The sequence below is a fragment of the Microbacterium sp. Root53 genome, from assembly GCF_001426925.1.
Lineage (GTDB): Bacteria > Actinomycetota > Actinomycetes > Actinomycetales > Microbacteriaceae > Microbacterium.
The window spans coordinates 203,910-216,149 of record NZ_LMFR01000024.1 but is presented as its reverse complement, the minus strand read 5'-3'; the positions used below and the strand labels follow the sequence as shown (position 1 = coordinate 216,149).

The window sequence follows — 12,240 nt, the reverse complement described above, 5'->3', positions numbered from 1 at the left end:
GATGCTCCCGCCCGCGGGACGTGTCAAGACCCCGGGCGAGCTCTTCCGCGGTCAGCGCGAGAGGAGCGCCTGACGCGTGGCGGTGATCCGCGCGAGCAGCACGTGCTCGTCGTGGGCCGCCTGGGGGTCGCGCCCCGAGATCGCGCGCTGCCGCGCCGCGGCGAGCGCGGCGGCATCGCGGATGAAGGCGGTCATGAGGCGGCTGCGCCCGCCGGGGAGCGACGCCGCCCACGCCCTGCCCGTGCGCCGCCCCTGCGGCGTGGCGAGCATGTCGACCTCCTGCGGGGTGAACCATCCCGCCGCGGCGTAGTCGCCCAGGCGCGCGCGCGTGAGCCGCGCCTCCTCGCGCCGCAGCATCACGACGCCCCACACGAACAGCGCGAAGATCGGCACCTGCAGCACGAAATAGTAGCCGAGGAAGGTGTCCAGGCCGCCTCCGACCACGAACGTCGCGCCGTTCCAGAGCGCGTGCAGCAGGATCCCCGCGATCATCCCCACGATCCAGAAGACGAGGGCCGACGGGGTCTTCATGCCGCGCCGGGCCGCGAGACCCAGCGCGAAGCCCGTGCACGCGGTGAACATCGCGTGCGCGAACGGCGACAGGATCGCGCGCATGAAGAACGTGAAGCCGAGCGTCAGCGCGCCGCCCTCGATGAGGGAGATCGCGAAGTACTGGATGTTCTCCGTGAAGGCGAACCCCGCGCCGATCAGCGCGCCGTAGACCACGCCGTCGACCGGTCCGTCGAACGCGCGCCGGCCCATCCAGAACACCAGCAGCAGGCCGAGGCCCTTGAAGAACTCCTCGACCACGGGTGCCTGGATGACCGCGCCGAAGAAGTCGCTCTCCGACAGCTGCGGCACCGCGATCGTCAGGGCCAGGTCGAAGATCAGCGTGAACGCGATCGACGCGGTCGCGCCCCACGCGAGGGCGAAGAACACGAGGCCGCGCGGCTCGGGCTCCCATCGGTCGATCAGCATCACGGTCATGATCACGACCGCGAACGGGATGAGCGCCGCCAGCAGGCCGACGGTCGATGCGGCGGCGCCGAGGAACGACACGAAGTACGCGACAAGCGCGAGCAGGAGGAGCGCGAGCACGGGCCAGAGCCAGATCCAGGCCCGGCGGCCGCGGGGGCTCGCGACCGGAAGCGCCGCGGTCACGGGCGCGGGTGCGATCGCCGCGCCGGGCGCCCGGTCCGGCTGAGCCATCGCGGTCGGGAAGGGCTGCGGATGGGGCGGGGTCAGACCCGTGCCGTACGTCATGTGCGATCCTCGTGCTCCGTGGTTCGGCCGTCCGCGCGCCGGCTGCGTGGCCCGTCGCGTGTCACGGTCATCATAGGGGCCGCGCGCGGGCCGCTCCGAGGGGAGCGCCCGCCGATCACGGCTAGCCTGGAGGCATGCGTTTCGCCCACGTCGTGCTCCCCGGGGGCGACGCCCCCACCCTCGTGCTCGTCGACGGCGACGGTGCGGTGCCCGTGCCGTCGCTCCTTCCCGACGGTCCCCGCACGCTCGAGCAGCTCATCGCGGGCGGGGACGACCTGCTCGCCGCGGTGCGCGACGCGGCCGCCTCGGGCGCGGGCGATCGGATCAGCATGGACGACGCGGCGTTCGCCCCGGCGGTGCTGACGCCGCCGTCCATCATGGCGGTCGGACTCAACTACTCGGCGCACGCCGGCGAGCTCAACCTGAAGACCGACGACACCCCGACGGTCTTCACGCTGTGGCCCAACTCGCTGGCGCCACACGAGGGCACCACCACCTGGTCGCGCTCGCTCAGCGAGGCGGTCGACTACGAGGCCGAGCTGGGGGTCATCATCGGACGCCCGGCGCGCGACGTCGCCGAGGCGGACGCGCTGGACTACGTGTTCGGCTACACCGTGGTCAACGACATCACCGCCCGCAACGTGCAGTACTCGGAGTCGCAGTGGTGCCGCGCCAAGTCGTTCGACGGGTTCACGCCGGTCGGCCCGTACGTCGTGACGGCCGACGAGGTCCCCGACCCGCAGGACCTGCACATCTGGACCGTGCTCGACGGCCACACGATGCAGGACGCCTCGACCGGGACCATGGTGCGCTCGGTCGCGAAGCTCATCGCGCACCTGTCGCACGGCATCACGCTGCTGCCGGGGACGCTGATCTCCACGGGGAGCCCGGGCGGATCGGGCTACTCGCGCACGCCGCAGGTGCTGATGCGCGACCGCTCGACGGTCACCGTGGGCATCGACGGCATCGGCGAGCTGACCACCCACTGCCGCGTCATCGACTGACGCGCGGCGCGCGGTCCGCGCCGCTCAGGCGACCAGCGCGGCCCTCGGGTCCCGGATTGCGGCCTCCCGGATCGCGGCGTCCGTCTCGCCGCGCAGTCCCGCCGCCACGGCGAGCGCGGTCTCGGGCCGGTTGAGCGAGTACACGTGCAGCGCGGGTGCCCCCGCGTCGAGCAGATCGCGCCCCAGCCGCACGGCTCGCGCGACCGCGATCTCCTCCCAGCGGCGCGGGTCCTGCTCGTTCTCGAGCTCGAGCACCTGCGCGACGGGCGCCTGCACGCCCGTGAGCGCCGTGATCCGGCGCAGGCGCGCGGGAGACGCGATCGGCATGATGCCCGGGATGACGGGGATCGTCACGCCCGCCCGTCGCGCCCGCGCCACGTAGCACGCGTACGAGGCCGCGTCGAAGACGACCTGCGTGAGGGCGAAGGCGGCCCCGGCCGCCTGCTTGGCGAGCAGCGCCGCCACGTCCCCGTGCGAGTCGGTGACGCCGGCCTTGCCGTGCGGGTGCGCCGCGACGCCGACCGTGACCTCGAGGCCCTGCGCCGCGGCGATCCGGCGCAGCAGCCGGATGGCCGCCGGGGTCTCGATCCCCGGCCGCGCGCGCACCGCGCGGGGCGCGTCGCCGCGCACGGCGAGGAAGTCGCGGACACCGGCGGCGAGGTGGGCCTCGATGCGCTCCGTGAGCTCGGCCCGCGCGAGGCCGCCCCCGGTGATGTGGCCGACGGGCCGCGCCCCGGCCGTGTCGCGGACGTGCCGCAGGAGCGCGAGCGATCGCTCCTGGCACACCCCCGCGGCGCCGGTGCGCACCGAGATGAACGACGGCGCGGCGGCGGCGAGCGCGCTCGCCGCGCGCTCCACCTCGGGCGCATCCTCGGTGCGTCGCGCGGGCGTGATCTCGAATGAGACGGGGGGCGGGAGGTGCGGGGCCTGCGACATTGTGTGACCTCGGGGGAGAGCGTGCGGGCGGAGGGACGAGCACTGCTGTGACGTCCGCCCGGGGGTGCGGAGGCCACCGCCCCACACGGTAGGCCGACCCCTCCGGGCGGCCCCAATCGTGTGACGACGTATTTCAATATCCTACCCGACCGAGAGATTGGGCTAGACCACTCTCCCGCCGCGTGGGACCCCGAAACGCGCGAGGGCCCCGCAGCGTCCGCTGCGGGGCCCTCGCGGGCGCAGGCTCAGTTCGTGGTCGGCAGGTCCTCGGGCGCGACGACCGGTACGGCGGCCGTGATCGCCTCGATTCCCGACAGGCGCATGGGCGACAGCTGCTTCTCGACCTCCTCGCGGTCCATCAGGCCCGCCTCGACGACCAGGTCCGCCACGTTCCGGTTCGTGAGCAGCGCGGCCTTCGCGAGCGCGGCCGCCGCGGCGTAGCCGATGAACGGCGTCAGCGCGGTCACGACGCCGACCGACGACCCCACCATCGCCCCGAGGCGCTCGCGGTTCGCCGTGATGCCGTCGACGCAGTTCACCCGCAGCGTGCGCATCGCCTGCCGCATCCAGATGATGGACTGCAGGATCGAGTGCGCGATCACGGGCTCGAACGCGTTCAGCTGCAGCTGACCCGACTCCACCGCCATGGTCACGGTCATGTCCGCGCCCGCGACCGAGAACGCGACCTGGTTCACGACCTCCGGGATGACCGGGTTGACCTTGCCGGGCATGATGCTCGATCCGGCCTGGCGCGGCGGCAGGTTGATCTCGCCGAACCCGGCCTGGGGGCCGGACGACAGCAGCCGCAGGTCGTTGCAGATCTTCGACAGCTTCATGGCGTTGCGCTTGAGCGACGAGGAGAACGACATGAACGCGCCGGTGTCGCTCGTGGCCTCGACCAGGTCCGTCGCCGTGGTCAGAGGCAGGCCCGAGATGTCGGCCAGATGCTTGCGCGCCGACTCCGCGTAGCCGCGCGGCGCGGTCACGCCGGTGCCGATCGCGGTTGCGCCCAGGTTGATCTCGGTCAGCAGCGACGCGTTCTCGGTGAGCCGCTGGTGGTCCTCCCCCAGCGTCGTGGCGAAGCCGTGGAACTCCTGCCCGAGCGTCATCGGGACGGCGTCCTGCAGCTGCGTGCGCCCGACCTTGAGCACGTCGTGGAACTCGTTCGCCTTCGCGAGGAAGGCGCGCCGCAGCAGATCGAGCTCCTCGAGCAGCGACACGTGGACGAGCGACAGCCCCAGCTTGATCGCCGTCGGGTACACGTCGTTGGTCGACTGGCTGCGGTTGGTGTGGTCGATCGGCGAGAGGTACGCGTAGTCGCCCTTCTCGCGTCCGGCGATCTCGAGCGCGATGTTGGTGATGACCTCGTTCGCGTTCATGTTGGTCGACGTGCCGGCGCCGCCCTGGATGACGCCCACCACGAACTGGTCGTGGAACTCGCCGTCGATCACGCGCTGCGCGGCCTGGTCGATCAGGTCGGCCTTGGCGGGCGAGAGCACGCCGATCTCGCGGTTGGCGCGCGCGGCGGCCTGCTTGACCATCGCGAGCGCCACGACGAACTCGGGGTAGACCGAGATCGGGCGCTTGGAGATGTCGAAGTTCTCGACGGCCCGTGCGGTGTGGATGCCCCAGTAGACGTCGGCGGGGATCTCCATCGATCCCAGCGAGTCGGTCTCGGTGCGGGTCGCGCTCGCCGTCGAGCGCGCGGAAGTGGTGTCGGCCATGACTGGTCCTCAGGTATCGCGGCGATGCGAAGCCGCCGGTGGTGCGGGGGTCGTCACCGAGCCTACGCGCGGCGAGGCGCGCCCGCCTCAGCCGCGCGGGGGCTTGCGCGAGAAGAGCTCGAGCCGCTGCTCGCGCGTCATCCGCGCGATCCGGTCGTACCACTCGGGCCCGAAGAACGCGGCGGCGTCGTCCGCGTCGACCGGCACGACCGTGTGGGTGACGGTCTCGTCGTACACGTGCACGAGGTGGAACGTCTGGCCCGCGTCCATGCCGTTCACGCGCGTGGGCGGCAGCGCGACGTCCATCGTGTAGCAGGACGCCGACGCCACGCTCACCGGGATGCCCGCGAACGTGCCGCTCATCGAGTAGTGCAGGTGCCCCGCCAGGATGGCGCGGACGTCGCTGCCGGCGAGGACCTCGGCCAGCGCCGGCTGGTCGCGCAGCTCCAGGATGTCGAACAGCGGCACGTGGCTCGGCAGCGGCGGGTGGTGCAGGGCGAGGATCGTGCCCAGCGGAGCGGGAGCCTCCAGCTGGGCCCGCAGCCACTCGCGCTGCGCCGCGTCGATCTCGCCGTGGTGCCAGCCGGGCACCGAGGTGTCGAGCGCGATGAGCCGCAGCCCGCCGAGATCCCACACGCCCGTCACGGGCTCCTGGCCGGCAGGCAGGCCGAGCAGATCCCGCCGCAGCTCCGGACGCTCGTCGTGGTTGCCCGCGACCCAGACGACCGGCGCGCCGATCCGCGCGGCGACCGGTTCGACGAGCTCGCGCAGCCGCGCGTACGCGCCCGGCTCGCCGAGGTCGGTGAGATCGCCCGTGAAGACGAGCGCGTCGGGTCGCACGGCGCCGTCGGCCGTGAGCTGCTCGACGCGGGCGAGGGTGCGCATCAGATTCGCCTCGGTGTCGTAGCGCCCGCCGAGCGGCGCGTTCCCCGCGAGCAGGTGCGTGTCGCTCAGGTGGACGATCGTCCGGCGAGCGGGCGCATACTGACCGAACTGCATGAGGCGAGCCTAGCGACGGCCGGCGACGAGAGCGCGCGGCTGCGGGCCGCCCTCAGCCGAGCACGATGAGCAGGATGCCCGACCCCACCGCCAGGGCGCACACCGCGAAGCACGCGAACGCGCCGATGAGCGACAGGCGCTTGGCGCCCTCGGTCAGCGGGCTCTTCGCCGCCGCCTTCGCGGCCGACTTCTCGGCCCGCTTGATCTGCTTGGGAGAGAGCACCGTGATCGCGTCCGTGAAGGTCGCGGGAAGCGCCACGGGGATCCGGCCGCTGCGCGCCAGCAGCCGCAGTCCGAGCGCGTAGAACCCCACGACGAGCACGCCGGCCGTCAGCGCGGCGAGGAACACCTGGAGGAACGCGAGCCAGTCGATGGTCACTTCTTCGGCTCCTTCTCGGCCTGGCGCTGCGCGAGCCTGCGGCGCTGCCGGGGCGTGGGCGGCGGGTTCTCGTCGACCTTGACCGCGAGCCCGGACTCGGCGACCTCGCTCATGGCGTTGCCGGCGTGGACCTCGTCGCGGCGCGAGCGCAGATACAGGTAGGCGATGATCGCGATCGCGAGCAGCGCATCGATCGCGACGCCGACCACGCCCAGGCCGGCCGCCTGGGTCCACACCACGACGAGGGCGGCGAGCGCGCCGACGGCCCCGGCGGCGGGGAGCGTGAGCAGCCAGCCCACCATGATCCGGCCGACCGTGCGCCACCGGACCTCCGAGCCGCGCCGCCCGAGGCCGGAGCCGATGACGGAGCCGGAGGCGACCTGCGTGGTCGACAGCGCGAAGCCGAGGTGGCTCGAGGCGAGGATCGTCGCCGCGGTGGACGTCTCGGCCGCGAAGCCCTGCGCGGGCTTGACGTCGGTGAGGCCCTTGCCGAGCGTCCGGATGATGCGCCATCCGCCCACGTAGGTGCCGAGCGCGATCGCGGCGGCCGCCGAGACGATGACCCAGAGCTGGGGCTCGTGGTGCTCGGCGGACTGCCATCCGGCCGCGATCATCGCGAGCGTGATGACGCCCATGGTCTTCTGCGCGTCGTTCGTGCCGTGCGCGAGCGCGACCAGCGAGGACGTGAAGATCTGGCCCCACCGGAACCCGGCCCGGCCGTCCGGCTTGCCGTCGTAGCGCCGCGTCACGGCGTACGCGACCTTCGTCAGCGCGAACGCGATGATCCCGGCCGTGAGCGGGGCCAGCAGCGCGGGCAGCACGACCTTGGACATCACGACGCCGAAGTCGATCCCGGCCAGGCCGAAGCCGACGAGCGTGGCGCCGATCAGGCCGCCGAACAGCGCGTGCGACGAGCTCGAGGGAAGGCCGAGCAGCCAGGTCAGCATGTTCCATGTGATGGCGCCGATCAGGCCCGCGAAGATCAGCGAGGGGAACACGTCGCCGGCGATCTCCTCCTCGCGGATCATGCCGCCGGAGATGGTCTTGGCCACCTCGGTCGACAGGAAGGCGCCGACGAGGTTCAGGATCGCGGCGAGCGTGACGGCGGCCTTGGGCTTCAGCGCGCCGGTCGCGATGGGCGTGGCCATCGCGTTGGCGGTGTCGTGGAAGCCGTTGGTGAAGTCGAAGAAGAGTGCGAGCGCGATGACCAGCACCACGATGAGGGCTGCGGTTTCCACCGTCCGCCTTCCGGATACGCAGGGGATGCCTCCGCCGAGAGCGGCGGGGGGCGAACGAAGAGTTCACCGGGTGTTCAGCGTCTGGCAACCAGACCGTCACCGATCCTCGCATCCGCGGCCGGGGCGGTCAAACCGCGCGGAGCATCCGCGCACGTGCGATCGAACAGGGCGGCCCCGGCGGATAGCGTTGTCGGGTGAGCCCGACCGATCCCGCCGCCTCCACCCCGCCGCAGCCGGCCCGCCGCCCCCAGGCGCGCACGCACCACGGCGACACGTTCGAGGACCCCTACGACTGGCTGCGCGCCAAGGACGACCCCGAGGTGATCGCGCACCTCGAGGCCGAGAACGCCCACACGGACGCGGCGCTCGCGCACCTCGAGCCGCTGCGGGAGCGGATCTTCCAGGAGATCAAGGGGCGCGTGCGCGAGACCGACCTGAGCCTGCCGAGCCGGCGCGGCGACTGGTGGTACTACGGCCGCACGATCGAGGGGAAGCAGTACGGCATCCAGTGCCGGGCGCCGATCGCCGGGCCGGACGACTGGACTCCCCCGGTGCTCAGCCCCGAGGTGGAGGTGCCGGGCGAGCAGGTGCTGCTCGACGCCAACGTGGAGGCCGAGGGCCACGAGTTCTTCTCGCTCGGGTCGTTCGACGTCTCCAACGACGGCACCCGCATGCTGTGGGGCGTCGACCTCGCGGGCGACGAGCGGTACACCGTGCGCGTGAAGGACCTCGTCACGGGCGAGGTCCTCCCGGACGTGCTGGAGGGGACGTTCTCGGGCTCGCACTTCCTGCCGGACGGCACGCACATCGTCTACACGACGGTCGACGACGCGTGGCGCCCCGACCGCGTGTGGCTGCATCCGGTGGGCCGGGCCGGCCGCGACGAGGACCGCGAGATCTACCGCGACGACGACGAGCGCTTCTGGGTCGGCGCCGGGGTGACCCGCAGCGACCGGTTCCTGATCGTCGAGTCCGGCTCGAGCGTGACGAGCGAGGTCGCCATGCTCGACGCCGCGACCGTGGCGACCGACCCCGAGGCCCGGCCGCGGCTGGTGTGGCCGCGCCGGGAGGGCGTCGAGTACGGCGTCGACCATGCGGTGATCGACGGCGAGGACTGGCTCTACATCCTGCACAACGACGGCGCGCTGGACTTCGAGCTGGTGCGCGCCCGCGTCGGCGCGCCGGACGTCGTGGAGACCGTGCTCCCGCACGAGCCGGGCCGCCGCCTGCTCGACGTCGACTGCTTCCGCGACTTCGCGGTCGTCGAGTACCGGCGCGAGGGGCTCCCCCGCGTGGCGCTGCTGGACTACCGCACGCACGCGCTCACCGAGATCTCGTTCGACGAGCCGCTGTACGCCGCCGGCTTCGGCTCCAACCCGGAGTGGGCGCCGCCCGTGCTGCGGATCGGATACGGCTCGTTCACGACGCCGGGATCGGTGTTCGAGTACGTCCTGCCCGATGCCGATCCGGGCCTCCTGCGCGACGGCGAGCCGGGCGAGCTCATCCTGCGGCGCCAGGTCGAGGTGCTGGGCGGCTACGACCCGGCCGACTACGGGCAGGCGCGCCTGTGGGCGCCCGCCCAGGACGGCACCCGCATCCCGGTGTCGCTCGTGTGGAAGCGCTCGTTCGGCGAGCCCGGCGCGGGCATCCGCCCGGTGCACCTGTACGGGTACGGGTCGTACGAGCACTCGATCGACCCGTCGTTCTCGGTCGCCCGGCTGTCGGAGCTCGACCGCGGCGTGGTGTTCGCGGTCGCGCACGTGCGCGGCGGCGGCGAGATGGGCCGCCAGTGGTACGAGGACGGCAAGCTCGGCGCCAAGCGCAACTCGTTCACCGACTTCGTCGACGTCGCGCGGCACCTGGTCGAGAGCGGATACACGACCCCCCAGCGCATGGTCGCCGAGGGCGGCTCGGCCGGCGGCCTGCTGATGGGCGCCGTCGCGAACCTCGCCCCCGAGCTGTTCGCGGGTGTGCTCGCGGACGTGCCGTTCGTCGACGCGCTCACGACCATCCTGGATCCCTCGCTCCCGCTCACGGTGATCGAGTGGGACGAGTGGGGCGACCCGCTGCACGACCGCGAGGTGTACGAGTACATGAAGTCGTACTCGCCGTACGAGAACGTGCGGGAGGGGGTGGCGTACCCGCGCATCCTCGCGATGACCTCGCTCAACGACACCCGCGTGCTCTACGTCGAGCCCGCCAAGTGGGTCGCGCGCCTGCGCGAGGTCGGCGCCGACGCCCTGTTCAAGTGCGAGATGGTCGCGGGCCACGGCGGCGTGAGCGGCCGCTACAACTCGTGGCGCGAGCGGGCGTTCCAGCTCGCATGGCTCCTCGACGTGCTCGGCGTCGCCGAGGCCTGACCCGGCGGGGGCGTCCGGCGCCCCCATCCATGTCTCACTTCGGCGCGGAATCCCGCCCGTATTCCGCGCGAAAGTGAGACACGGGACCGCGGGGGCATCGTCCCCAGCAGGCGGGCGGAGTGGCGTTGTCCCGCGGGCGCCGGATGAGCCACCGGCCGCACCGGTGCGGGTCGCAACGTGGTGTCATGGCACGCACCCCGTCGCAGCTCCCGCCGGAACTGAGGGCCGGCTCGTTCTCGGTCGCCGAGGCGCGGCGCCTCGGCGTCAGCCCGCGGCGGCTGGGCGCGAGCGATCTGGCGCAGCCGTACCGCGGGCTGCGCACGAGCGCCTCGGCCGACGCGCCCACGGCCCTTCTCGAGCGATGCCTCGAGTACGCACCGCGGATGAGCCCGGACCAGTTCTACAGCGGAGAGACCGCACTCGCGCTTCACGGCGTTCCCACACCGCGATTCGACGGCCGGATCCCCATCCACGTCGCGACGCATCGTCCCCACTACCCGCCCCGGATCGCGGGCATCGAACGCCACCGGCTGCAGAGGCGCGAGGCCGCATGGAGCGAGAGCGCGCCCGGTCTGCGCGTGGAGTCGCCCGTGCGGGCGTGGCGACAGGCGGCGCAGACCTGGACGCACGACGATCTCGTCATCGCCGCCGACCACATGATCCTGCCGGCGAACGGGCTCGCCACGCTGGATGAGCTGCGAGACGAGGTGCGGCTCATGGGCGACCTGCGCGGAGGCGTCCTCGCAAGCGCGATCCGGCACGCCCGGGTGGGCGCGGAGTCTCCCGGCGAGACCCGCCTCCGCCTCGTGCTCGTGCGCGGCGGACTTCCGGAGCCCGATCTGAACCACGACATCTACGACGATCACGGCACGCACATCGCGCGCCTCGATCAGGCCTATGTCCGGTATCGCGTGGCCCCCGAGTACGACGGCCGGGTCCACGCAGAGGACGTCGGGCAGTTCCGCCGGGATGCGGATCGGTGGGAGGCCATCCGTGCGGCGGGCTGGCGCCACGTCCGCATCCTCGCGCACCACGTGCGCGGCGCGGCGCCGCGCGCCGTCTCCCTGGTCAGGGAGGCCCTGTTGGAGCGGGGATGGCGCCCGGGAGACTCGAGCTGATCCCGTGTCTCACTTCGTGTCGGAATTCGGGTGGGATTCCGGCACGAAGTGAGACATGGGTGGGAACGGCGAAGGCCCCTCGACGCCGCACACGTCGAGGGGCCTTCGTGCGGGAGGGTCAGCCGAAGAGGGCCGCGGCCTCCTCGTAGCGCGAGAGCGGGACGGTGTGGAGCTCGCCGAGCGCGTCGGCGAACGGCACGCGGACGATGTCGGTGCCGCGCAGCGCCACCATGTGGCCCCAGGCGCCCTCCACCACGGCGTCCGCGGTGTGGAGGCCGAGGCGCGTGGCGAGCACGCGGTCGAAGCCCGACGGCGAGCCGCCGCGCTGGATGTGACCCAGCACCGTGGCGCGCGTCTCGACGCCCGTGATCCGCTCGATCTCGGGCGCGAGCACCTCGCTGATGCCGCCGAGGCGCGGGCGGTGGAAGGCGTCGAGGCCCTTGTCGCTGTAGGCCTCCTCCTGGCCCTTCAGCTTGAAGCCCTCCGACACGACGACGAGGGGCGCACGGCCGCGCTCGAACGCCGAGGTGACCTGCGCGCAGATCTCCTCCATCGACAGCGGGACCTCGGGGATGCAGATCACGTGGGCGCCGGCCGCCATGCCCGCGTGCAGGGCGATCCAGCCGACGTGGCGGCCCATGACCTCGGCGACCATGCAGCGCTGGTGCGAGTCGCCCGTGGTGCGGAGGCGGTCCATGGCCTCCGTGGCGATGTTGACGGCCGTGTCGAAGCCGAACGAGTAGTCGGTGGCTCCGAGGTCGTTGTCGATCGTCTTCGGCACGCCGAAGACGTTGATGCCGTCCTTCGAGAGGCGGTCGGCGGCCGCGAGGGTGCCCTCGCCGCCGATCGCGATGATGCCGTCGATGCCGTGCTCGTCGAGGGTGGCCTTGATGTTCTCGGCGCCGCCGCGCTCGCCCTCGTACGGGTTGGTGCGGCTGGTGCCCAGGATGGTGCCGCCGACCTTCGCGAGGCCCTTGACCTCGTGACGGGTGAGCGGGAAGAAGTCCGCGTCGACGACACCGCGCCAGCCGTCGCGGATGCCCACGAACTCGAGGTCGTAGGTGGTGGTGCCCTTGAGGACGACGCCGCGGATGACCGCATTCAGTCCGGGGCAGTCACCTCCGGACGTGAGGATTCCGATCTTCATGTCTTCGACATTAGGGCAGGAGCGAGGCGCTCATTTCCCGCGCTCCCCGCCCGCGGCGGGCGAGGAGCGCGG

At 72.4% G+C, this 12,240-nt stretch carries 10 protein-coding genes; 3 read left to right on the top strand and 7 right to left on the bottom strand.

Annotation, left to right across the window (positions count from 1 at the left end; genetic code table 11):
- Positions 1 to 51: 51 nt before the first annotated feature.
- A complete protein-coding gene (locus tag ASD19_RS12465; RefSeq protein ID WP_055993235.1) occupies positions 52 to 1,263 on the bottom strand; it encodes a PrsW family intramembrane metalloprotease in 1,212 nt (403 codons plus the stop codon).
- 134 nt (positions 1,264 to 1,397) lie between these two features.
- On the opposite strand from ASD19_RS12465, the gene ASD19_RS12460 reads away from it, so the two are divergent.
- Entirely contained in the window at positions 1,398 to 2,267 is an 870-nt protein-coding gene (locus ASD19_RS12460) for a fumarylacetoacetate hydrolase family protein (protein WP_055993233.1), read from the top strand.
- A 24-nt stretch (positions 2,268 to 2,291) separates the two neighbouring features.
- Here the strand turns inward: ASD19_RS12460 and ASD19_RS12455 are convergent, their stop codons facing one another.
- From ASD19_RS12455 to ASD19_RS12435, 5 genes are all read right to left on the bottom strand, one after another.
- On the bottom strand, positions 2,292 to 3,203 hold the full coding sequence (locus ASD19_RS12455) for a methylenetetrahydrofolate reductase (RefSeq protein ID WP_055993231.1): 912 nt from the start codon (positions 3,201 to 3,203) through the stop codon (positions 2,292 to 2,294).
- A 245-nt stretch (positions 3,204 to 3,448) separates the two neighbouring features.
- Positions 3,449 to 4,927 (bottom strand): aspartate ammonia-lyase, encoded by a 1,479-nt coding sequence (locus ASD19_RS12450; protein ID WP_055993229.1) that lies wholly within the window; start codon positions 4,925 to 4,927, stop codon positions 3,449 to 3,451.
- A gap of 87 nt (positions 4,928 to 5,014) precedes the next feature.
- Positions 5,015 to 5,926, bottom strand: coding sequence for a phosphodiesterase (locus tag ASD19_RS12445; RefSeq protein WP_055993227.1), 912 nt, complete (start codon positions 5,924 to 5,926; stop codon positions 5,015 to 5,017).
- A gap of 52 nt (positions 5,927 to 5,978) precedes the next feature.
- Positions 5,979 to 6,305: a hypothetical protein gene (locus tag ASD19_RS12440; protein ID WP_055993225.1), complete on the bottom strand. Its 327-nt coding sequence runs from the start codon at positions 6,303 to 6,305 to the stop codon at positions 5,979 to 5,981.
- Positions 6,302 to 7,543: an inorganic phosphate transporter gene (locus ASD19_RS12435; RefSeq protein WP_055993223.1), complete on the bottom strand. Its 1,242-nt coding sequence runs from the start codon at positions 7,541 to 7,543 to the stop codon at positions 6,302 to 6,304. Before ASD19_RS12435 ends, ASD19_RS12440 begins: the two co-directional genes overlap by 4 nt.
- Before the next feature lie 194 nt (positions 7,544 to 7,737).
- Here ASD19_RS12435 and ASD19_RS12430 point away from each other — a divergent pair, with 194 nt between their 5' ends.
- Positions 7,738 to 9,903 carry a S9 family peptidase gene (locus tag ASD19_RS12430; protein ID WP_055993220.1) on the top strand — a complete coding sequence of 722 codons (2,166 nt, stop codon included), beginning with the start codon at positions 7,738 to 7,740 and terminating at the stop codon, positions 9,901 to 9,903.
- Between the two features lie 185 nt (positions 9,904 to 10,088).
- Positions 10,089 to 11,021 (top strand): hypothetical protein, encoded by a 933-nt coding sequence (locus ASD19_RS12425; RefSeq protein WP_055993218.1) that lies wholly within the window; start codon positions 10,089 to 10,091, stop codon positions 11,019 to 11,021.
- A gap of 118 nt (positions 11,022 to 11,139) precedes the next feature.
- Here ASD19_RS12425 and ASD19_RS12420 read toward each other — a convergent pair whose 3' ends face one another.
- Positions 11,140 to 12,168 (bottom strand): ATP-dependent 6-phosphofructokinase, encoded by a 1,029-nt coding sequence (locus ASD19_RS12420; protein ID WP_055993216.1) that lies wholly within the window; start codon positions 12,166 to 12,168, stop codon positions 11,140 to 11,142.
- Positions 12,169 to 12,240 lie beyond the last annotated feature (72 nt).